The sequence below is a fragment of the Caulobacter endophyticus genome, from assembly GCF_003116815.1.
Lineage (GTDB): Bacteria > Pseudomonadota > Alphaproteobacteria > Caulobacterales > Caulobacteraceae > Caulobacter > Caulobacter endophyticus.
In genome coordinates this window covers 128707-149666 of record NZ_QDKQ01000077.1, presented here as the reverse complement: position 1 = coordinate 149666, position 20960 = coordinate 128707, and the positions used below count along the sequence as shown (strand labels likewise).

Sequence of the window (20960 nt, the reverse complement as noted above, 5' to 3'; positions counted from 1 at the left end):
AGGCGTCGTCGTCGCCTGCGATCCTCTCAGGCCTTGTTGATCTTGCCGGGCTTGAGCGCGAAGGCGCCGTCCCCGGCCAGGGCCAGGGCGAGCAGGGTCGCGATCCAGAACGCCGGATACTCCCAGCCGCCCTTGGGCGCGTCGAAGAAGAAGCCGTTGCGCCCGTGGACCGTGATGATCGAGCCGAACAGGATCACGCTCATGCCCAGCGCGACCGGACGGGCATAGACCCCCAGGACGAGCGCCAGACCGCCGAGCACCTCCGCGGCGATGGTCAGATAGGCCACAAAACCCGGCACCCCGACGCTCTGGAAGAACATGGCGGTTCCGGCCGGCGTGAAGACGAAGATCTTCAGCGCCGCGTGCGCCAGGAAGAGTGCGCCGGCGACAGCGCGCAGGCCAAAGAGGCCATAGGGGGCAAGACGGGTGTCGATCATCTGGAGCGATCCTCACAAAGGGCTCGTCGCGAGCCGTTGTCTGCAAGATGCGCTCGATCGGCGGCCGGCGGGATTGGCCAGATCCGCGATGCAGATATGCAAAAATGCAGAGGCAAGCGGGTGTCGAACCTCCGCCCACGAGGGCGGACGGAGGTCCGACGACTGGCCGCTAGTCCGCCAAGCCGAGCTGCTTCATGTAGCTTTGGTTGTCCCAGAAGAGGTACTCCTCGCTCATGACGCCGGCCTTGTTCCAGTGGCCGATGGTCGCCATGGGCAATTTGAAGCTCTTGCCGTTGGGCTGGATCACTTTGCCGTCGGGCAAGGTCATGGGTTGGGTGAAGGTGCCTTCCATCACCCCCATCACAGTCGTCCACTCGCCCTGCGCCACCTTGATCGGGTGAACCTTGATGCGGGTGTCGGGCGCGTAGGTGAACATGTACTTCAGGTCGTCGATGTGTTTGTCCAGACCGCGCTCGACATGGCCGTCGGGCCAATAGACGACGATGTCCTTGGCATGGCTTTCGGCGAGACGATCCCACTTTTGATTTGAGAAGACATCGAAATCGAGCGTGTCGAAGGTCTTCAGGTTGGCCGCGGCGATAGCCTGGGCGGTCTTGTAGTTGGCAAGTTCGGCGTCGGCCTTTGTCTGGGCCGCCGCGGCGCTCGCCGACACGGCCATGGCGGCGACGAGGGCGATCAAGCGGGTCTTCATGGACGGAGCTCCTGAGCATGGCGCGCTTTGGCGCCGCCAGATCGGTAGATCCGGATCGGTTGGCGGTGGATTGGCCAAGTTCGCCTGCCGACTCTGCAAAAACGTGTAGGGTGATCTTTGGAGGGACCATGCTCGAGTGGGATGACCTACGCAGTTTTCTGGCCATTGCCCGGCATGGGAACCTTTCCGCCGCGGCCCGCGCGCTCAAGGTTACGCAGACCACGATGGGGCGTCGCCTAGAGGGCCTTCACGCCAAGGTCGGCGCGCGCCTGCTCCAGCGCACGCCGACAGGGTTCGTCCTGACGCCCGCGGGCGAACGCGTACTGGCCAGCGTCGAGCGAATGGAAGCCGAGGCGCTGTTTGTCGAAAGAGCGGTCACGGGCGAGGACGCCAAGATCGCCGGTCAGGTGCGGATCACCACGGTCGAGTCGTTTGGCGCCCGCATTCTGACGCCCTTGCTCAAGCCCCTGCTCGATCGACAGCCCGAGCTCGAGATCGAGTTGATCACCGACACGCGTTCGCTATCGCTGTCGCGGCGCGAAGCCGACGTCGCTCTGCGCCTGGCGGAGTTCGAACAACATGAAGCCGTCGTACGCCGGGTCGGCGACATGGCTTTCGGCCTCTATGCGAGCCCGGGCTACCTGGAGGCGCGCGGCCAGCCCGACCTCGCCGCCGGATCGCCGGGGCACGCCAGCGTGACCTTGCAGGAGGACCTGGCTTTGCTCCCCGAGGCCAGGACCTTGGCGAAGGTCGCCCGCGAAGGTCGCGTGGCGCTGCGCGCCAATAGCCGCGAAGCTCAGCTGCAGGCCGCGCTGGCCGGCTTTGGCCTGACGCTCCTGCCCTGCTATCTGGCCCTGGAGCAGAACCTGATCGAACTTCCACTGCCCGAAGGACGACTGATGCGCGGGATCTGGCTCGGCGTTCATCGCGACACGCGCCACACGCCCCGGATTCGCCTGGTGCTCGACCAGTTGGGGCAAGGCCTTCGCGAACGCGCCGAGGTTCTAAATCCCCCAACGGCCCCCGCGACGCAATCGGGTCCGGCCGGGACTTGAGCCCCGACCGGACGGTCCGATCAACGATCCAGGAAGGCCTGCAGGTCGGCGGCGAACTTCTGGGGGTTCTTGAACATCAGGAAGTGGTCGCCCTGCTCGGCCTTGCTGTAGACGTGAAGCTCAGCCTTGGGGATCACCGATTGCGCCCAGCGCTGACTGGGAACGTTGGCGCTCCACTCGCCCGTGAAGATCGCCGTGGGCCGATCGATCTTATGGACGACGACATCGCGCCAATCGTTGGTCAGGTGATCGTACATGACGCGCTTGAGCGCCTTGGGATCATTGCTGATCACGGCGTTGGCGAAGGCCTCGGAATTGGCGAACGCGGGGCTGTCGCGCAGCATCAGACGCGAGAGCAGGTTGGGATCATCCGCAGACGGATGGGCCGGGGGCGCTTGATTGAGCGCCGCGATCAGGGGTTCGGGCGACGGGGCGATGGCCCCGGCGTCCCTGCGCGTGGTTTCGGACCAGTCGGCGTGCGCGACGATCGAGATCGGCTCGTCGACGAAGCACAGCTTGCGCACGCCCTTGGTTCCGAAGAGGTCGATGTAGCCCCAGATCACGGACGCGCCCATCGACCAGCCGCAGTAGTCCGCCGTTTCCAGGCCCAGGTGGTCGCTGAACTCCTTGAGGTCTGTCGAGAAGCGCGCGATGCGCGCGCCGTATTCGACACGCTGCGACAGGCCCTGGTTTCGCGGGTCCAAGACGTAGACGTGATAGGATTTGCTGAGGATATAGAGCAGATTGACGTACTCGGCGCCGTTGGCTGACCAACCCGGCACGAACACAAGCGGCCGCCCCTTACCCGCTTCCCAATAGGCGAGCTTTACCCCGTCACTGGTGGTGAAGCTGTTGATCTGCAGGTCGCGAAAATCGGAGAGCTTGGCGGGCAAGCCCGCGACCTGGTTAGGGAAGGAAAAGTCCTTGCCCAAGACCGCGGTGGCCGGCTCGGCGCCTGCAGGCGCGGCCGCCAGCGCCAAACTGGCGAGCAGGCCGATCAATGAGATTCTGAACATGGGAGACTCCTTTGAAGCTCGCGGCTCCATGAGCCCGGCTCAAAACGATAAATCGCCGCGCCGTTGCATGATTTGAAACGGCAGGCGCCGAAGAGGCCCGCCCCTGCCTCAAATGAACCTTGGCCTTGACGTCAGGCATATACCGACGCGTTTCGCGTCTCCCCGAGCCGCGCTTGGCGCAACACCAGCGCTATCGCATTCGCCAGTATCCATATGGGCCACTCGCCCGCTTGTCTCGGTGATCGGCTAAGCGCCAAATGCTGATGCCTTGGCTTACGATGGCGGCGAGGGATCAGTCGGTCTGCTGGATGCGTAGATTGCGAAACCGCGCCAGAGTGCCCGACTCAATCCACAGGCCCACCCCGCCACGCTGACCAGCACCCAGTTTGAGGTCTTCGATCTGCATTACCGGCTGGTCTTTATGGTTCAGATAGAGCTTGGCGGACACGCCCTTCACGACCAGACGGTAGTGCGTCCATCTTCCCGGCGCGATCTCGGCCTGGGTTTCATAACGACCCGGGGCTTCCCGGCGTAGACGATCAAAGGTCCAATCTGGATAGGCGAAATACTGGACCGCCCGGCCTTTGCGGACGGGGTCATCCGTCGGGCCGTTGGTGGGGCGCAGATAGACGTTCTCAAAGCTGCGATCGGCGCCGATCCGAAACGACACGCCAACGAACCCTCGGGCATAGGCAGGGGCGTCGGCGGCGGGCTCCCCTGAAATCTCTACCTCGATCACGCCGTCGTGGAAGTCCATGGGCAGCCAAGCCATGAACGCGCGATCGGTCAGGATCTCATGCGCCGGGTCCTGATAGGCGGCTGCCGGCATTCTCATTTCGAATGCAGGTTCCCCCTTGTACGAAACCTCCGCGAGACTGACGCCCGAGAGCTGGAAATCGCTGGCCCGATAGCTCTGACCATGCGCCAGGGTAGCGTAGGCCAAGAACGCCGCGGTCAGAATGCTTGCTTGCCCGCTCACACGTGGTCCCTTTCGGTTGGATCGGCTGGGCTCCGGTATGATCCGCCGCCTGGCTAGGAACAATCGCCCTTTGGCGCATTCATTTACGCCGCAGCGTTTCAAATCCTCTCTCGCACCCTCCCGGATCGACGGGGGTCGAAGAGGAAATGACGCGCCGCGCGGTGACGATCTTCCCAAGCACCAGTGGCTCGAGGTTTGGGATGAAGGGCCGCCGCCACGGCTTGACCGTGCCCCTAGGCGATCGCCCCTTCCCCTCCGTGGGCAGGATGCAAATAGCGTCGCGTCGAAAGCTTCACGAAAGGCTGGCTTCTCATAGCCCAGGACACCGCCATGGAGTCCCCCGCGATGACGCTTTGCTCTTCGTCCTCCCCCCGCCGCCAAGCCCTTTGGCTGAGCGCGGCTCTACTTGCCCTATGCGCTCCGGCCGCGGGGGTCGCACAGACGCTCGATGATCCGGCCGTTCGCGCCCCGTCGGCCGGCGGCCAGCGCGCCACCCAGGCCAACGCCGATTACGACCAGGATCTGGACGCCTCGGCCGCGCCGGCCGATCCGTGGGAAGGCTTCAATCGCCAGGCCTTCAAGTTCAATCGCGGCCTGGACCGCTATGTGACCGGCCCGATCGGACGCGGCTATATGAAGATCACGCCCAAGGCGGTGCGCCATCGCGTCGCCTCGGTCGTCAATAATCTGGGCGAGCCTGGCACGGCGATCAACGACCTGGCCCAGGGGCGTCCGCGCGCCGCCGGCGTGACCACCTCGCGCTTCCTGATCAACTCCACGGTCGGCGGCCTTGGATTGTTCGACGTCGGCGCCAAGGTCGGCCTGGAGGGCCACGAAGCCGATTTTGGCCAAACCCTGGGTCGCTACGGCGCCAAGTCCGGCCGCTATGTCGTCCTGCCGCTCCTGGGACCCACCACCGTCCGCGACGGCGCGGGACGGTTGGTCGACACCATGACCGATCCGGTCGCCCTGGCCACGGCCGGCGGCGCCAAGAGTTTTGGCATGATCCGCGGCGGCGTCACGGCCCTCGACGCGCGCGCGAATTCGGACGGCTTCTTGCGGGCGCTGGACGAGGCGGCCGACCCTTACGCGATGATGCGATCGGCCTATCTGCAGAACCGCGCGGACATGGTCCGTCAGGCCAGGGGCGGCGTACAGGTCCTGCCCGACTTCGACGCGGCGAGGATCGAGCCTTGAGCCCCTCGACCATGTCGCGACGCATCCTCCCCTGGCTCTTTCTTCTGCCAAGCGCCTACGCCCAACCCGCCTTGGCCGCCCGCGACGCCAGCGCCGAGGCCTTTGCCCGCGCCGGCGCCAGCCGGCTCCTGGGCGTCCTGGGCGACAAGGCCGCCGGTCCAGCCCAAAAGGACGCCGCGTTCCACAAGGCCATCGACGAGCTGGCCGACGTGCCGCGCGTCACCCATTTCGTCCTGGGCAAGTACGCCCGCACGATCACCCCCGACCAGAAGCGGCGCTTCGCCCTGGCCTTCCGATCCTACGCCGAGCGGATCTACCAGGGCCGCCTGGCCGACTATGGCGGCGAGCGCGTGTCGGTCGTCGGATCGGTCATGCGCAAGCCCGGCGATGTGATCGTCGCCACGGAGATCAGCGGCGGCCAGCTTGATCGACCCGTGCCGGTTTCCTGGCGCGTCCTGCAATCACCCGGCGGTTGGCGGGTGGTGGATGTGCAATTTCGGGGCGTCTGGCTGGCCATAACCCAGCAGCAGGACTTCGTCGCCACCATCGACAACGCCGGCGGCGACGTCGAGGTGTTGATCAATCGCCTGCGCAGCGATGCGCCCGTGTCGGTGAAGCGCCGATGAGCGGGGCGCGCGAAGCCACCGCCGAGACCGTCATGGGCACGATCGTCCTGGTCCTGACGGTGGCGTTCCTGACCTATTCGCTGAGCGTGGGCGGCGTCCACATCAGCCGAGGAAACTATGAGATCGGCGCCAAGTTCGGCGAGGCCGGCGCGCTGGCCCCGGGTGCCGCGGTCAGCGTCGCCGGCGTCAAGGTCGGCACGGTCTCGCAGGTCACTCTGGATCCGAAGACCTATATGGCGATCGCCAAGCTGAGCATCGACACGAGCGTCAAGCTGCCGGCGGATTCCACGGCCAAGATCACCAGCGACGGTCTGCTCGGCGGGGCTCACATCGCCATCGCCCCCGGCGCCTCGCTCGAGGATCTCCAGCCCGGCGGCGAGATCGAGAACACGCAAGGCGCAGTGGACCTGTTGGGGCTGATCGGCTCGGTGATCCGTCCGCAAGGCGGCTCGGGCGAAGCGGTCGCATCCTCCGCTCCGGCCCCGCCAAATCAGCCGTCCCAGCCGGCAGAACGCCACTGATGGCGGCGGCCAAGGCCCGGCGGGCGCCAAACCGTCTTCGAAGCAACCTCGTTCGCCCCCTGGGCCGCTCGACCCTGGCGGCTGCGCGCAGGGTCGGCGCGGTGGGCGTCTTCGGCGCACGCGCCACGATCGCCGCCCTGAGCCCGCCCTGGTTCCCGGGTCAGATAAGGCGCCAGTTCGTCGCCATCGGCTTCTTCTCGCTGCCGGTCGTGGGGCTGACGGCCATCTTCACCGGCGCGGCCCTGGCCCTGAACATCTTCACCGGCGGCGGACGCTTCAACGCCGAGCAGGTGATGCCGCAGATCGTGGCCCTGGGGATCACCCGGGAGCTGGGTCCAGTGCTGGCCGCCCTGATGCTGGCGGGCCGCGTCTCGGCCGCCATCGCCGCCGAGATCGGGGCCATGCGCGCGACCGAGCAGATCGACGCCATGCACACGCTGTCGACCGACCCGTTTTCCTACCTCGTCGGCCCGCGCCTGCTGGCCGGCGTGCTGATGTTGCCGCTGCTGACCCTCGTCGCCGACACGATCGGCGTCGCTGGCGGCTGGTTGGCGGCCACCCGGGTCTTGGACTTCAGCTCGGCCGCCTACATCCGCAACACCATCGACGTCCTGCAAGGCTGGGACATCGTCTCGGGCCTGATCAAGGCGGCGGTATTCGGCTACATCGTCGCCCTGATGGGCTGTTACCACGGCTACACCGCCAAGGGCGGCGCACGAGGCGTGGGGCGGGCGACGACCCGCGCGGTGGTCTCCTCGGCGATCCTGATCTTCGCCAGCGACTACCTCCTGACCACCGTCTTCACCCAGGCCTCATGACCCAAACGCGTCCAAAGTTCGCCTGGAAGGGCGTGATCAAGCGCTTCGAGGGCCGCGCGGTCCTGGACGGCCTGAACCTGTCGGTCGCGCAGGGCAGGTCTCTGGTGATCATCGGCGGCTCAGGCCAGGGCAAGTCGGTGGCCATCAAGACCGCCCTTGGCCTGCTGCGCCCCGACGCCGGCCAGATCGAGCTGGACGGCCATAGCCTCGTTGATCTTTCGCAAGGCCAGCGCCGCCAGCTGTTCTCACGGGTCGGCGTGCTGTTCCAGGGCGCGGCTCTGTTTGACAGCCTCACCGTATGGGAAAACGTCGCCTTTCGGCTGATCAACGCCGACGGCGTGCCGCGCAAAGCGGCCAAGGACCGCGCGATCGAGGCCCTGGACCAGGTACGCCTCGGCCCGGACGTAGCCCACCGCTTCCCGTCCGAGCTGTCAGGCGGCATGCAGAAGCGGGCCGGCCTGGCCCGCGCCGTGGTCGGCCAACCCGAAATCCTGTTCTTCGACGAGCCGACAACAGGTCTTGATCCCATCACGGCCATGGCGATCAACCAGCTCATCAGCGATCAGGTGCGCCGCCTGGGCTCGACCGCCATCTCCATTACGCACGACCTGGTTTCAGCCCAGATGATCGGCGATGAGATCGCTATGCTGCACGAGGGGCGCATCCGGTGGCGTGGCTTGGCCAGGGATCTTGGCCAAGCCGAGGATCCAGTTGTTCGCCGCTACGCCGACGCCGCCCGCCTGGGCCCTGTCGACCTTCGTTCCCGGGAGATCGTTTGATGCCGCGCGCCTTGCTTGGTCTGCCGCCCCGGCGCTGGGGCCGATCCCTGCTCTGGATGCTGTTTCCCTCAGTCGTTCTGGTGGTCGCCTGGGGCTTTGTCGTCGCCGAGCTCCTGGGACGAAACCAAGAGACGGTGACGCTGCCGGTCATCGCGCGCCTCAATCCAATGCGCCTGGTGATCGAGGCCAGCGAGCGGCTGCCGATGATCCTGGTGTTCATCGCCCTGATGATGGTGGCCATCTACGCCACCCTGCACGTTGGCCTTCGCCCGCTGCGGCGATTGTCTCTGCTGGCGGCCGATATCGGTCCAGCCACCATCCACGCCCGTTTGCCCGTGGCGTCGGCTCCGCGCGAGGTCGCCCCGTTGGTCGAGGCGTTCAACGCCACGCTCGATCGCCTGGAGGCCGGCTGGCGAGCGCAGCGCGATTTTTCGGCGAACGCCGCGCACGAGCTGCGAACGCCCCTGGCCATCCTGCGCGCCCAGGTCGAGAGCTTGCTGGAGCCGGACGAGCGCCGCGCCGCCAGCGAGGAGTTCGAGCGGCTCGGGCGCCTGGTGGCCCAACTCCTGGCCTTGGCCGAGGCCGAAAGCGGCGCCCTGGCCCAGACGCATTCGTTCGATCTCGTCGCCTTGGCGCGCGATGTGACCAGCGACATGGCCAGCTTCGTGCTCTCCAGCGGTCGAACCGTGGGCTTCGACAACGTGATCGAGCGGCTGATGATCGAGGGTCAGCCCGATCTCGTCGAAACCGCGTTGCGCAATCTGCTCGAAAACGCCGTGCGCCACACCCCGAGCGGCGTCGAGATCCTGGTGACCATCGACGCCGATGGCCTGGTCTGCGTCTCCGACGATGGGACCGGCGTGCCGGCGGAGGCCAGGGCCCGACTGTTCGAGCGCTTCAGCCGTGGCGATCCCCAAGGGCCGGGCGCGGGGCTTGGCCTGTCGATCGTGCGTCAGATCATGGAGCGCCATGGCGGCAGGGTGCGTCTGGCCCCCTTGGCGCGCGGCGCCTGCTTTGAGCTCGACTTTCGCCGTTGGACTTGAGGGTCAGTCCTCCACCGCCGCGCCGCCTTCCAACCGAACGAGCATGTAGCCCAGACCGCGCAGGGCTCGGATGGTCACATCCGCGCCGAGGTCGGCCATCTTGCGGCGCACCCGATGGACATGCATCTGGATGGAGTTGTCGGTGTAGTCCTGATCGAGGCTGTGGAGGCTCTCGCCCAGCTGGGACCTGCTGACGACCCGCTCGGGATGACGCAGGCAGCGCTCGAGCACGATGCTTTCGCCCCGGGAGAGGGGCGAACGCGCCTCCCCCACGCTGATCTCGTTGCCGCTCTGGTCGTAGCGAAGCCGGCCATAGCGCATAACGCCCGCGGCGGTGAGCGCTGGCCTGCGCCCCAGCGCCCGCAGCCGCGCGACCAGCTCCTCGATCGCGAAGGGTTTGACGAGATAGTCATCAGCGCCTTGCTCGAGACCCTGGACCCGTTGGTCGACCGAGCCCAGGGCCGTCAGCATCAGAACCGGCGTGCGCAAGCCCGCCGCCCTGGCCTTCGCCAGGAGATCAAGGCCACTGTCCTGGCCTAGGATGATGTCGAGGATCACCGCCTCGTAAGCCACGCTACGCCAGGCGTGCCACCCATCGTCGATGGTTTCGAAGAGGTCGATGGCAAAGCCGGCCTTGACCAGCGACCGCATGGTCGCCTGACCAAGCCGAACATTGTCCTCGATCAGCAGGGCGCGCATGCGAGTTAGAAGCTGTAGAAGAGAGCCAAGGCCAATTGGCCCTGATCGGCCGAGCCTTCGCGGGCGACTATGGGGCTGTCGGCGGCGCTGTCAACGAGACGGCGATAGCTTGCATTGGCCAAGGCGCTCCAGCGATCGGTGATCCGATAGCGCAGGGTCGCGCCAGCTTCGACGTTTTCGATCCCCTTGTCGGCGGCATAGGGCGAAAGGCCGCTGGCCAGAGCGCCGGCCCCGGAGACGCCGAAGTAGGTCTGCATGTATTTGCGGTCGGCCCAGGTGGTCGAAAGGCTCGCCCCCGCGCTCCAGCGATCATTGAGCGGGCGGTCGTAGTCGAGGCCGAACTCGGCCAGGACGCCTTCGTGCACCTTGCCGGTGTCGGTGAGAACCTCGCCTCCGATCTTCAGCTCGCCCCCCGCCAGAGCCAAGCGCTTGCGCGCGAAGACGCCCGCATTGACGGCGTCGTCGATCTCGCCAAGCCGGCGCACCGCCAGGTTCTTGATGTCGCCGTCGCGGCCACGCTCGAAGGTCAGGATCGGCCCGGCTTCCAGCCAACCGCTCGGCAGGAGGTTGGCCCGGAGCGCGCGGCCCTCGAGGCTGACATAGACGTCGCCGCGACCGTAGCGAAACCCAACGAAGGGCAAGGGCGCGACTTCGTAATCCTTGGCCCCCTTGTACTCGGGCCGATAGACGCCGACCGCGCCGAGCGCCAGATGCAGGCCGTCGCGGTCCTGGTCTTGGGCGTAGGCGACGCCGTGGCCGACGACGAGGCTTGCGAAACAGGCGACGAGGGGGAGGAATTTCATCTTCGGCGGGTCCGACAACACCGCAATTTCGCGGCGTTTGGCCTATGGAAGCCAAAGCTTTCGTGGAGCTTTCAGCATCGGCTCTTTGCGTGCTCAACCGACGCCCTCGAAAATCTCCTTCACCAAAGCGGTGCTCGGCCGGCCGCCGAGCGGACCTCGTCGCAGAGGGTAGCGCGTGGGGTCTTCCCACCGACGCAAACCCGTCGACGCCGACTCTACGGCATGGTTGGGCGGCGAATTGCGGATCCACACGACAGCGCCCAAACTGTAACCTTGGACAAATTTGGTTTCCTTAATTGCTGAAGCTCGGCATGAGAGCACTATGACCATTTCGACCGCCGAGACCCAAAAGCTCTATCAGCAGGTCGCCAGGGCGATCTCGGAGGCGATCCGCTCGGGCCAGTACGCTGCCGGCAACAGGCTGCCGTCGGAACGCGAACTGGCGGAAGAATTCAAGGTCAGCCGGCCTACCGTGCGCGAGGCGATGATCGCTCTGGAAATCCACGGACTGGTCGAAGCGCGCCACGGGTCGGGCGTCTATGTCCTGGATGAGCCGCAATCGAAGACCACGGCGAGCGAACTGGACATCGGCGCTTTCGAGCTGACCGAAGCGCGTCGACTGATCGAAGGCGAGACCTGCGCCCTAGCCGCCAGCACGATTACCGAGGCCGAGCTTGATCAACTTGAAGCGATCATGGCCGACATGGTCGATGAAAATCAGCGGGACATAAAAGGCGACCTGGCAGACCGCCGCTTTCATGTCGCGATCGCCCAGGCCACCCGAAACAGCGCCTTGGTGACCGTGGTGGAGAACCTCTGGGACCTTCGCTACAAGTCGCCGCTTTGCCGCGCCATGCTGGAGCGAGGGCGCCAAGTCGGCATCCGCCCCCTGATCGACGACCACCAGGCCATCCTCCTGGCGCTGCGGTCGCGAGACCCGAAAGACGCGCGCGCCGCCATGCGCGATCACTTGAGCCGAGTGATCGAGAACCTGCTGACCGCAACCGAGCTCGACGCCGTGGAGCAGGCTCGAAACAACGTGCAGGCAAGACGCCTGGAAATCGCCCGCCGCTCGGTCATCTGATCAGCTCGGGCCTTTACCTTTCGAAGGGCGCCGCTTTCGCTCTCGACCCAGGCGCTCCTCAGCTCGGTCGCAGATCAGGCGCGTTGGCCCCGATGCATGGCCGGCTGGCAAAGCGTCTATGTTCAACGTCGGATGCTCTCGCGCGGTCCCAAGAAGGTCGCCGGCAGGCCTTGCCGGGTCGTCATCACCGTTTCAAAGACCAAGCCCGGGTCTATCCTCCAAAGCTTGAGGGTGCGAGCCCCGCCCTTCGCCAGGGTGAAATGCGCGCGACCGACGGCCGCGTTGCTCGCCACCGCCCGGTTCCAATCATTGGTGTCGGGCTTGAGGTTGAGCGTAACGATCTTGACTGGCCCATCATCGAATGAGACCCCGAACCGCAAACCCTCCTTGCCCCGGAAATCCAGGCTAGGCGCGGCGAGAACGATGACGTCCAGCGCGCCGGGCTTTTGCAGGTCGACAGGATATTCGAGCCAGGGGCCACCACCGGGCTCCGACGAGGGCGCTGTCGAAGGGAAGGCGGCGACGCCCGAAAGCGTGCGGCCCAGATTGGGGATCGTTCGCCAGTCCAGCCCGTCCTTGGCGACGGCCCGACTGTAATGCTCGGCTTCAATGGTCAAGAGGCCGGCGACCTCGACATAGCCCTGGCGCCGGCCAGCGGGTTTGGAGACCGGTACGGTCACAGCGACACGTTCACCGTTCCCACCTTGGATCTCGACTTGAGCCAGGGTCAGGCCAGTCGGGGCCTTCCGCCAGTCCACCGAAATCTCCAGACGTACATCCTGATCGACGCGTCCGGCTCGCTGACTGATCTTGAGCCAGGACTGGTCGGCGGTTGCGGTGAAGGCGAACGGCTTGCCGCCGTGGAACACATCAATCCAACGCGAACCCACGGAGTCGACGTCCAGGACGGGCAGTTGGACCCCAGCGCCTGATCCGGCCCAGGTCGCCTTGGAGTTGCCCTCGACGGCGACGCCGAGCCCGCGTGGTTGGCCCGGAGGCACGGACTTGATGGAGGGCGGCGTGTTTGCGCGCGGTTGGTCCCAGCTTGTATAGCCGATATGGACTTGGCTCATCATGCCGCGCCATTTTCCGCCGGCGACATCCTCGTGATATTGCCGGGTGAGTTCACTGTCGCGGGCGAATAGGACGCCGACCTGATCGCCCCAAGCCTTGGCCGAGGCCCGGCCCTGCGCGGCATAGAGCTGGTTTCGACCGGCGGCGACGTAGAGCCGCGTCAGGTTGGCGCTGGCCTGGATCGGATATTGAACAAGTTGGAAAAACGCGTCGCGGTAGGCCGTCGGCAGGGTAGCGCCCACCTTCAGCGTGCGCGCCTCCAGATCGTCCCATTCGGCCAGGACGCGTTCGGCTTCGCGCTCATGGATCAGGCTGAAGGTGTCGGGATTGAGGAGTTCGGGTTTGCGGCGGGCGTTTAGCCGGGTGTAGCCTTCCAGGAGCGGACCGATCGCTTCACCTGGCGCTGCGCCGAACTGAGCTTTGGCCCAATCGGTCGCGTAACGATCCATGGCCTCCACCGACATGCCGGCCGGGTCCCAGGCCATGTCGAGGAAAAACGAGACGGGCAGTTCCATTGGCTTGAGATCACCGACGTTGACGATCCAAAGCTTGTCCGCGCCGTAGTCGGCCGCCAGTTTCATTTGCTCCCAGGTTCGCTCGATCTGGTTGGTGTTGATCCACTTGTAGCTGCGTGGTCCGCCGACATAGTCAAAGTGGTAGTAGACACCATAGCCGCCGGCGCGCGCCTTGCCCGGCTCGGGGAGCCGGCGGATGTTTCCCCAATTGTCGTCAGAAAAAAGCAGGGTCACGTCGTCGGGCACGCGCATGCCAGCATCGTAATAGTCCTGCACCTCCTTGTAGAGCGCCCAGACCTGGGGGGTGGCAGCCGGATCCTTGCCGGTCACCTCCCCCAGGATGCGACGCTGATCGCCGACGATCGTCTCCAGGAGCTCGGTCGCGGTGCCCTTGGTCATTGGCTCGTCGCCGTCACCGCGCATACCGATGGTGACCACGCTTTCGCGCGCGCCCATGCGCCTAACGCCGTCTCGCCAAAACGCCTCTAGGGCCGCCTTGTTGGTTGTGTAGTCCCACGCCCCGCCGCCCTGGCGCGCCCAATCCTTTTGGGCCCGCATCATGGGTTCGTGGTGAGAGGTGCCCAGCACCACGCCGTAGGCGTCGGCCTGCTGGGCGCTCAGCGGATCGTCCTCAAAGATCGATTTTCCCCACATCGCCGGCCACAGATAGTTGCCGCGCAAGCGCAGGATGAGCTCGAACACCTTCTCGTACATTTGGGAATTGACCCCGCCAAAGCGGATCTTGGCCCAGCTGGACAGCCCCGGGTCTTCATCGTTGAGGAAGATCCCCCGGTACTTGACGACGGGCTTCTGCGCGCGCCGGCCAGGCGACACGGCCAGATCCTGGCGCACAGGCGTCGGCACGTCCGCCCACCAGGCCCAGGGCGACACGCCGATGCGCTCGGAAAGATCGTAGGCCCCGAAGATTGCCCCCCGCCGGTCCGCGCCGGCAATCACCAGAGCCCGGGCGACGCCGGGCGCGGGCTTATCGACCACCTGCTGGACGAAGCCCTCCCATTGGCCCGCGATCCCCGAGACGTCGAGCTTGCGCTCGGCGATCAGCCGATCGATCACCGGACTATGGCCGATGGTTCCCAAGATCACGATCGGCTGGCCCTTGGCGGCCTGGGTTGGGACCTCAGCGCCGGCGACGCGCGCCAGATCGGCCTGCAAGTCGACCGCCACGCGACGAACCGCAGGAAGGTCGGCCGCATCAACGACGACGAAGGCTGGCTGGCCTGCGGCCACCAAACTCAAAGCGCCCTTAGCGGAAGGAGAGACCACACTCACGGGGGTGATCGCGGCGCTCGGAGCGGCTTGAGCGCCCCAGCTCAAAGCCATGGTCGTGCACATACCGATGGCGGCGAGGAGGTATTTCATGCGGATCAGCTCCAGGCCCCCGCGAGGCGTCGCGGAGGAAAAGCCAAGAAAACGGGCGGCGCGCAAGCGCGCCGCCCAGGAGGATCTTGCGGCCAGGGGAAGAAGCGGCCGCGAAGATCAAACTCGGTCCCCGCTTCGGCTCCTTGAGGGCGAGCCAGGGATTGGACGCTCGTCAGAAGCTAGCCCGCACGCCCACCACGAAGGTGCGGCCAGCATAGGTCGCGCCGTCGGGCTGGGACTCTCGGTTTTCGTATTGGTTGAGCTGGACTTGCTTGAGTAGGTTCTGGGCCTGAATGGTGACCCTGGCCTGCTTGTAGCCCTTTACCGGGAAGCTGATCTGGGCGTCCATATAGTTGGTCGCCGTCGAATAGAGATCTCCGGGAACGTTGTTCGTCGGCCCCACCGTCTGAAGGTTCTCGTCCCGATGGGTGTAGGACAGACGGGCCGAGAAGCCGTTTTTCAGCTCGTAGTAGAGCGTGCCGTTATAGGTCCATGGCGCCAGGCCCGCGATCAGAGATTTGGGATTCAAGGTCGGCGGCGCCTCCCCCGAGAGCGACTGGGAGATGTGGGTCACGTTGCCGCTGAAACCGAGCCCTTTGACGACGAAATCCAACGGCTGGTTCCACTGAAACTCCTGGCCGACCAGCTTGACGACGACATCGGAGTTTAGCTTTTGGCGCACGATGATGCGCGCGGCGGTGGGATCGCCGTTGCCTAGGTTGGTGACGCCGGTTTTCTGACGGTCGCTGAGGCGGTCAAAGACCAGGCCGGTCTCGGCGAACGGCGTGCTGACATCGAGCGTGGCCGGGTAGTCGTAGATGTCCTTGGCCCAGACGTTGAAGGTCAGCACGGTTTTCGACTTGGGATACCACTCCACGCCCAAGTCGTAGTTGTTGGCGTAGAAGGGCGACAGCGAGGGGTTGCCCTTGGTGAAAGTGTCGGCGTCCAGGCTGAGACCGAAGCTGGGAGCCAAGTCCTGGGGATTGGGCCGCGTGACTGTACGGGCCGCCGCGCCGCGCACGACGAGGCGGTCGGTCAGGAAATAAGCCAGGTTCGCGCTGGGCAACCAGTTGTGGCTACGGCTAGTGGTCTTGGGGGCGGTGCGGGTGCCGCCGCCGACCAGGAAATCGTTGACGATGCCGGCCACCGATTGCTCGGTCTCGGTATAGCGCACGCCGGTGTTGAAGCGCAGGTCACGCCCGAAGACATCGTGGCTGCCCTCCGCCATCAGGTAGGCTGAGTTGGTGTCTTCGGTGAGCAGGCGCGGCGAATAGGTGTTCAGGTAATTGGACGGCTGATCGCCGGGATTAGTCTGATTGATGTAGTAGTCGAAGTTGACCGCCTTGCGCAGCTTGGCGAAGTCGATCACCTGCCATCCGCCGTTGAACCCGGCATTGATCGGCGAGCCCTTGAAGAGCTTCATCGACGGCAGATCGGTCAGATATTGGGCCAGCGCCGAATTGGGGATGGCGCCCAGAACCGAGGTCTGGGTGGAGGTGAAGGTCGAGGTGCAGTTGTTGCGGAAGGCGCAGTCGGAGACGTTCCAGCTGACGATGTGCCGATCGAAGGTCGACTTCATCACACCAGCCGAGACGGCCAGGAATCGCGAGTCACCCCATTTGAGGTCGGCGCGGATCGACTTCTGCTCGAGATCTTGACGGTTGGGGGCGATCTGGATGCTGTTCCAGTACCAGTTGGTGTAGGTGGGCAGATTGATGTTGGACGACAGCTGCGGCGTCAGGTCACCGGGGGTGTAGCTGTAGACGGCATATTGTCCGGTGTTGAGCGGCGTCAGGTTCGACGAAGGCCCGCCGCCAGCGGGCGCGGCGACGCCGGCGGCGTAGACGGTGGGCTGCACCTGCCCCGGCGCCGACTGCAGCGTGTAGACGATCGAGTCGTTGGTGAACTTGCCGGAATTGATCATCCCGGCCATGGAGAACTTCAGATGCCTGGCGATATCCCATTCGCCTTTCAGCGATCGGTAGAACAGCCTCGTAGAGCTCTGCGCGTCAGTGCTTTGGTTGAGGAAGTAGGCGTTGCCGAACGTGCCCGAGGTCAGGACCCTGTTCTGATCGGCGACGAAATTGATCGGGATGTTGTTGTTGTAGCTGCGCACCGTCAGCATGACGTCATACTGACCAAAGTTGTTGTTCGACTCCGAGAGGATGGAGTCGAACTTGAAGCGCAGCTTGCTGGTGGGCCGCCATTCAAGGTTCAGCATGCCCGTCGTGCGATCTCGCTTGCCGACGACCTGCTCGGCGCGCACCAGACGCGGGACGATGACATAGCTGAGGTCCTGGCAGGACAGGCCCGAGGTGCCGCCGGCCACGCCGTTGCCGCATTGGACGAGGGCCGTCCCAGCCCGACCTAGGCCAAGCTCCGATGGCACGTTTGTGGGAATGGTGGTCAGGGTGGCGCCCGCCCCGCCGCCATAACCGGCCGTGCGGTTCGTCGCCGGGGCGCTGGCGGGATCGATTGTCAGGGAGTTACAGCCCAAGGTGGTGTTGCGGCAGGCCGCGCCCAGGCTCATCGTGGTGTAGCCCACGGTGTTGAAAATCTCGCTGCGGTAGTCCTTGTCGGCGAAGGCCCCGGCGATCAGGATTCCGAAATCGCCGATCTTGGTGTCTTGCCACGTGTTGCTTACGATCGCCGCCGCCCGGGGCGTGGCCGTCCCATTGGCGTCCTGGTAAGAACCCTGGGCTTGTAGGTTCAGGTGGAAGCCCTTGCGATCGAACGGGCCGATCGGCTGCATGTCGATCGAGCCGGCGGTGCCGCCTTCCACCCCGCTGGCGATCGGCGATTTGCTCAGCGTCAGGCTACGGAAAAGTTCGGACGGCAGGATGTCCAGGCTCGACCCGCGGCCTTCGTTGGTGCCGTTGCTCGAGGTGCTGACAGCGAAGCCGTTGACGGTCAGGACCGTGAAGCCGGCGCTGAGACCTCGAACATTGACGTAGGTCCCTTCGCCGGAGGTGTCGCGGTCAATTTGCACGCCAGGCAGGCGCTGCAGCGATTCCGTCAGGTTCAGGTCGGGGAATTTGCCGATGTCCTCGGCGAAGATGGAGTCGATGAAATTGGTGGTGTTCTTCTTGGCGTTGGCAGAGCTCTCCAGCGACTGCCGGTAGCCGGTGACGACCACCTCTTCCACCAAGGTTTGATTGGGCGAGCCCTGAGCCGCGGCGGTCTTCTGCGGGGCGTCAGCGGTCTGCGCCCAGGCCTGGCCTGCCAGGAAAGCCGGGATCAAGGTCGCGCTCATCAAAACGGCGCGCCTGGAAATGCGCTTGGAATTCATCGTTCCCTCCCTGTCCGCCGTGTTTCGCCGGACCTTTGTTTTGTTGGCGGAGCCGAAGCCCGCTTTGTCAGCGCCCGCGATCCGCTCCGCCCCCGCAGCAAGAGGCGATACGAGCACCGACGGCGCCACAGCGGAAACAACGGCATCCCGTAGTGGCCAGAAGACTTACCCATCTGGTCAGGACACCGTCAAGATACCGGTATCATTTTTCGCATCCCTACCGAAATAAGTTGCCGAAAGACCGAAGAAATTAGGCAAAGTCAGCCATATTGGGCGACCATCCGGCTTGACTCTGTGAGCACAACCGGACACTTGCCTGACCAAGGCCTGCAAATTGTCAGGCCAATTGTCGGAGGAATGCCATGCCGAAGATCATTGACGCCAGGGTCATCGTCACGTGTCCGGGACGCAACTTCGTTACCCTGAAGATCGTGACCGAGGATGGGGTCCATGGGATCGGCGATGCGACGCTGAACGGCCGCGAGCTGGCCGTGGCCGCCTATCTGCAGGAACATGTCATCCCCTGCCTGATCGGACGCGACGCGCACAAAATAGAGGACATCTGGCAGTTCCTCTACCGCGGAGCCTATTGGCGGCGGGGCCCGGTGACGATGTCGGCCATCGCCGCGGTCGATGTGGCGCTGTGGGACATCAAAGCCAAGCTGGCGGGCTTGCCTCTATATCAACTTCTCGGCGGCGCCAGTCGCACGGGCGTCATGGTGTACGGTCACGCCAATGGCCAGACCGTTGATGACACTGTCGCCCAGGCGATCAAATACAGGGCCATGGGCTACAAGGCCATTCGGCTGCAGACGGGCGTTCCGGGCCTCAACAGCACCTACGGGGTCTCGAAAGACAAGCTGTTCTACGAACCGGCCGATGCGGCCCTGCCGACCGAGAACATCTGGTCGACCTCGCGCTACCTCCCCACCGTGCCCGAACTGTTCGCCACAGCCCGCGCGGAACTGGGTTGGGACGTCCATCTTCTCCACGACAGCCATCACCGCCTCACGCCGATCGAAGCGGCTCGGCTCGGCAAGGACCTAGAGCCTTATCGCCCCTTCTGGCTCGAGGACGTCACCCCCGCCGAGAACCAGGAGAGCTTCCGCTGGATCCGGCGCCATACGACCACCCCTCTGGCTGTCGGCGAGGTCTTCAACACCATCTGGGACTGCAAGCAGCTGATCGAAGAGCAGCTGATCGATTTCATCCGCACCACGATCGTGCACGGCGGCGGTATCACCCATCTGCGCCGCATCGCCAGCCTGGCCGACCTCTACAATGTGCGCACCGGCTTCCACGGCGCGACCGATTTGTCACCGGTCTGCATGGGCGCGGCCCTGCACTTTGATCTCTGGGTCCCCAATTTCGGGATCCAGGAATATATGCGTCATACACCCGAGACCGATGAGGTCTTCCCCCACGCCTACACCTTCAGCGATGGCGAGCTTCACCCCGGCGAAGCCGCCGGTCACGGCGTGGAGATCGATGAAGACCTGGCGGCCAAGTATCCTTACCGGCCAGCTCAACTGCCCGTGAACCGCCTTGAGGACGGCTCGATGTTCAACTGGTGAGGCCTGGACGCCGCGCCGGCGCGCCGCTCGACGTCAAGCTCGTCCATCGCCGTTTCGGGCGGCTCTTCCTGTTCCATCGATCGCCGGTCGCCCCCAGGGCCCGACGCAAAAGGCAAGGCAAGGCCACCATGAAGTCTTCCATTGACAATCCCGCCCGCCAGGCCGTCTCGCGCCGGGCCGTCCTCTCTGCCGGGCTCCTGGCCCCCCTCGCCGCGACGCCAAGCCTGGCGACGGGCCTGCGAACGCCCAAGCCGTCGTTGGCCTCGCTCGCCCAGGCCAAGGGGCTTTGGTTCGGCAGCGCGGTGGGCGCGGGCCCAAAGGGATCGCTTACAGGGTCGCTTGACGATCCGCTCTACTGCGAAATCTTGGCGCGCGAGTGCGGCCTGATCGTGCCCGAGAACGAATTGAAATGGTACGTGGTCCGCGCCGAGGGCCCGCAGGCCTTTGATTTTGGGCCGGCCGATCGTATCGCCGCCTTCGCTAAGGCGCACGGCCAGGCCATGCGCGGCCACACCCTGCTTTGGCACCACCCGCAATGGTTTCCCGACTGGCTGAAAAGCTACGGTTTTGGAGCCCAACCCGCCGAGGCTGCGGCGCGCCTGGTCACCGGCCATATCCAGGCTCTCTGCGCCCGTTATCCGCAGATGATCTCCTGGGACGTGGTCAATGAGACGGTCGATCCTCAGGACGGATCGATCCGGCGCACCGTTTTGTCCGACGCGATGGGTCAGGATGCGGTCCTGGACCTGGCGTTCCAGGTCGCAAGACAGGCCGCGCCCAAGGCGCGTCTGGCCTATAACGACTATATGAGTTGGGAAGCAGGCAACGAGAAGCATCGGTATGGCGTGCTCAAGCTCCTTGAAGGCTTCCGCAAGCGGGGAACGCCGGTCGACGCCCTTGGCGTCCAAAGCCATATCGGCGCGGAGAACGCCGACACGTTCACCGGCTTTGGCCGACCGCAGGAGAAGGAATGGCGCGCTTTCCTCGATGAGGTGACGGGCATGGGCTACGACCTGCTCATCACGGAGTTCGACGTCCACGACAAGGGTCTGCCCTATGATTTCGCCGCGCGCGACGCGGCGGTGGCGGCCTATGGCAAGGCCTATCTCGATCTGATGCTGAGCTATGGCCAGACCAAGGAAGTCCTGGCTTGGGGCATGGTCGATAAATATTCCTGGCTGCAGAACCAATGGCTTCGGCAAGATGGCAAGCCCAAGCGCCCGACCCTTTACGATGACGCCTACCGCCCCAAGGCCCTACGCACCGCGATCGCCCAAGCGCTTGTAGCCGCCCCAAAACGCCAGCGTTCTACGCCATTGAAGCAATAGGCGCCTGCGTCGCGGACGCTCGCTTGCCGAA

The 20960-nt window shown here is 65.0% G+C and carries 18 protein-coding genes and 2 pseudogenes; 10 read left to right on the top strand and 10 right to left on the bottom strand.

All coding sequences use genetic code 11. The features are described from left to right. Positions 1-26: 26 nt before the first annotated feature. Both DDF67_RS24255 and DDF67_RS24250 read right to left on the bottom strand, forming a co-directional pair. Positions 27-437 carry a DoxX family protein gene (locus DDF67_RS24255; RefSeq protein ID WP_109455306.1) on the bottom strand — a complete coding sequence of 137 codons (411 nt, stop codon included), beginning with the start codon at positions 435-437 and terminating at the stop codon, positions 27-29. A 169-nt stretch (positions 438-606) separates the two neighbouring features. After that, a complete protein-coding gene (locus DDF67_RS24250; protein WP_199229328.1) occupies positions 607-1137 on the bottom strand; it encodes an ester cyclase in 531 nt (176 codons plus the stop codon). 29 nt (positions 1138-1166) lie between these two features. Here DDF67_RS24250 and DDF67_RS24245 point away from each other — a divergent pair, with 29 nt between their 5' ends. Further along, positions 1167-2204 carry a LysR family transcriptional regulator gene (locus DDF67_RS24245; protein ID WP_109455305.1) on the top strand — a complete coding sequence of 346 codons (1038 nt, stop codon included), beginning with the start codon at positions 1167-1169 and terminating at the stop codon, positions 2202-2204. 20 nt (positions 2205-2224) lie between these two features. On the opposite strand, the gene DDF67_RS24240 is transcribed toward DDF67_RS24245, so the two are convergent. Both DDF67_RS24240 and DDF67_RS24235 read right to left on the bottom strand, forming a co-directional pair. Next, complete coding sequence (locus tag DDF67_RS24240; protein ID WP_109455304.1) at positions 2225-3220, bottom strand: alpha/beta fold hydrolase; 996 nt, start codon at positions 3218-3220, stop codon at positions 2225-2227. A 292-nt stretch (positions 3221-3512) separates the two neighbouring features. Further along, entirely contained in the window at positions 3513-4199 is a 687-nt protein-coding gene (locus DDF67_RS24235) for a family 16 glycoside hydrolase (RefSeq protein ID WP_199229327.1), read from the bottom strand. A 345-nt stretch (positions 4200-4544) separates the two neighbouring features. Here DDF67_RS24235 and DDF67_RS24230 point away from each other — a divergent pair, with 345 nt between their 5' ends. From DDF67_RS24230 to DDF67_RS24205, 6 genes are read left to right on the top strand one after another with little or no spacing between them, the layout of a single operon-like run. Continuing rightward, positions 4545-5396, top strand: coding sequence for an MlaA family lipoprotein (locus DDF67_RS24230; protein WP_109455303.1), 852 nt, complete (start codon positions 4545-4547; stop codon positions 5394-5396). Positions 5397-5407: 11 nt separating this feature from the next. After that, positions 5408-6022 (top strand): MlaC/ttg2D family ABC transporter substrate-binding protein, encoded by a 615-nt coding sequence (locus DDF67_RS24225; RefSeq protein ID WP_101719340.1) that lies wholly within the window; start codon positions 5408-5410, stop codon positions 6020-6022. Continuing rightward, a complete protein-coding gene (mlaD, locus tag DDF67_RS24220; protein WP_101719341.1) occupies positions 6019-6543 on the top strand; it encodes an outer membrane lipid asymmetry maintenance protein MlaD in 525 nt (174 codons plus the stop codon). Before DDF67_RS24225 ends, mlaD begins: the two co-directional genes overlap by 4 nt. Beyond that, positions 6543-7361, top strand: coding sequence for an MlaE family ABC transporter permease (locus DDF67_RS24215; RefSeq protein ID WP_101719342.1), 819 nt, complete (start codon positions 6543-6545; stop codon positions 7359-7361). The genes mlaD and DDF67_RS24215 overlap by 1 nt, the downstream gene beginning before the upstream one ends. Further along, positions 7358-8140 (top strand): ABC transporter ATP-binding protein, encoded by a 783-nt coding sequence (locus tag DDF67_RS24210; protein WP_109455302.1) that lies wholly within the window; start codon positions 7358-7360, stop codon positions 8138-8140. The genes DDF67_RS24215 and DDF67_RS24210 overlap by 4 nt, the downstream gene beginning before the upstream one ends. Further along, positions 8140-9183, top strand: coding sequence for a sensor histidine kinase (locus tag DDF67_RS24205; protein ID WP_109455301.1), 1044 nt, complete (start codon positions 8140-8142; stop codon positions 9181-9183). Before DDF67_RS24210 ends, DDF67_RS24205 begins: the two co-directional genes overlap by 1 nt. Positions 9184-9186: 3 nt before the next feature. On the opposite strand, the gene DDF67_RS26455 is transcribed toward DDF67_RS24205, so the two are convergent. The 4 genes and pseudogenes from DDF67_RS26455 to DDF67_RS24195 all read right to left on the bottom strand — a co-directional run bounded on the left by DDF67_RS26455 (position 9187) and on the right by DDF67_RS24195 (position 10685). Beyond that, a complete protein-coding gene (locus tag DDF67_RS26455; RefSeq protein ID WP_408608636.1) occupies positions 9187-9504 on the bottom strand; it encodes a winged helix-turn-helix domain-containing protein in 318 nt (105 codons plus the stop codon). A 26-nt stretch (positions 9505-9530) separates the two neighbouring features. Further along, positions 9531-9627: pseudogene (locus DDF67_RS26450) on the bottom strand (DNA-binding response regulator); the annotation flags it as partial. After that, positions 9607-9834 (bottom strand): annotated as a pseudogene (locus DDF67_RS26445) (response regulator); the annotation flags it as partial. The pseudogenes DDF67_RS26450 and DDF67_RS26445, both read right to left, overlap by 21 nt. A gap of 53 nt (positions 9835-9887) precedes the next feature. After that, the gene (locus DDF67_RS24195; protein ID WP_133149287.1) at positions 9888-10685 is read right to left on the bottom strand and encodes a MipA/OmpV family protein; all 798 of its coding nucleotides are present in this window, start codon (positions 10683-10685) and stop codon (positions 9888-9890) included. A 322-nt stretch (positions 10686-11007) separates the two neighbouring features. On the opposite strand from DDF67_RS24195, the gene DDF67_RS24190 reads away from it, so the two are divergent. After that, a complete protein-coding gene (locus DDF67_RS24190) occupies positions 11008-11769 on the top strand; it encodes a FadR/GntR family transcriptional regulator (protein WP_101719347.1) in 762 nt (253 codons plus the stop codon). 122 nt (positions 11770-11891) lie between these two features. Here DDF67_RS24190 and DDF67_RS24185 read toward each other — a convergent pair whose 3' ends face one another. Together DDF67_RS24185 and DDF67_RS24180 are read right to left on the bottom strand one after the other, a co-directional pair. Beyond that, on the bottom strand, positions 11892-14804 hold the full coding sequence (locus DDF67_RS24185; protein ID WP_233247755.1) for a glycosyl hydrolase 115 family protein: 2913 nt from the start codon (positions 14802-14804) through the stop codon (positions 11892-11894). A gap of 106 nt (positions 14805-14910) precedes the next feature. Next, complete coding sequence (locus DDF67_RS24180; protein WP_146198086.1) at positions 14911-18156, bottom strand: TonB-dependent receptor; 3246 nt, start codon at positions 18154-18156, stop codon at positions 14911-14913. Between the two features lie 233 nt (positions 18157-18389). On the opposite strand from DDF67_RS24180, the gene manD reads away from it, so the two are divergent. Both manD and DDF67_RS24170 read left to right on the top strand, forming a co-directional pair. Then, entirely contained in the window at positions 18390-19601 is a 1212-nt protein-coding gene (gene manD / locus DDF67_RS24175; protein WP_109455298.1) for a D-mannonate dehydratase ManD, read from the top strand. Positions 19602-19729: 128 nt separating this feature from the next. Next, positions 19730-20929, top strand: a complete 1200-nt coding sequence (locus tag DDF67_RS24170) for an endo-1,4-beta-xylanase (protein WP_109455297.1) — start codon at positions 19730-19732, stop codon at positions 20927-20929. Positions 20930-20960 lie beyond the last annotated feature (31 nt).

Bases quoted from the DNA above. Each gene is read 5' to 3' on its own strand.
- DDF67_RS24170 (WP_109455297.1), top strand. From the start codon at position 19,730: ATGAAGTCTTCCATTGACAATCCCGCCCGCCAGGCCGTCTCGCGCCGG.
- mlaD (WP_101719341.1), top strand. From the start codon at position 6,019: ATGAGCGGGGCGCGCGAAGCCACCGCCGAGACCGTCATGGGCACGATC.
- DDF67_RS24215 (WP_101719342.1), top strand. From the start codon at position 6,543: ATGGCGGCGGCCAAGGCCCGGCGGGCGCCAAACCGTCTTCGAAGCAAC.
- DDF67_RS24245 (WP_109455305.1), top strand. From the start codon at position 1,167: ATGGCGCGCTTTGGCGCCGCCAGATCGGTAGATCCGGATCGGTTGGCG.
- DDF67_RS24255 (WP_109455306.1), bottom strand. From the start codon at position 437: ATGATCGACACCCGTCTTGCCCCCTATGGCCTCTTTGGCCTGCGCGCT.
- DDF67_RS24190 (WP_101719347.1), top strand. From the start codon at position 11,008: ATGACCATTTCGACCGCCGAGACCCAAAAGCTCTATCAGCAGGTCGCC.
- manD (WP_109455298.1), top strand. From the start codon at position 18,390: ATGCCGAAGATCATTGACGCCAGGGTCATCGTCACGTGTCCGGGACGC.
- DDF67_RS24240 (WP_109455304.1), bottom strand. From the start codon at position 3,220: ATGTTCAGAATCTCATTGATCGGCCTGCTCGCCAGTTTGGCGCTGGCG.
- DDF67_RS24225 (WP_101719340.1), top strand. From the start codon at position 5,408: ATGTCGCGACGCATCCTCCCCTGGCTCTTTCTTCTGCCAAGCGCCTAC.
- DDF67_RS24230 (WP_109455303.1), top strand. From the start codon at position 4,545: ATGACGCTTTGCTCTTCGTCCTCCCCCCGCCGCCAAGCCCTTTGGCTG.
- DDF67_RS24210 (WP_109455302.1), top strand. From the start codon at position 7,358: ATGACCCAAACGCGTCCAAAGTTCGCCTGGAAGGGCGTGATCAAGCGC.
- DDF67_RS24195 (WP_133149287.1), bottom strand. From the start codon at position 10,685: ATGAAATTCCTCCCCCTCGTCGCCTGTTTCGCAAGCCTCGTCGTCGGC.
- DDF67_RS24205 (WP_109455301.1), top strand. From the start codon at position 8,140: ATGCCGCGCGCCTTGCTTGGTCTGCCGCCCCGGCGCTGGGGCCGATCC.
- DDF67_RS26455 (WP_408608636.1), bottom strand. From the start codon at position 9,504: ATGCGCTATGGCCGGCTTCGCTACGACCAGAGCGGCAACGAGATCAGC.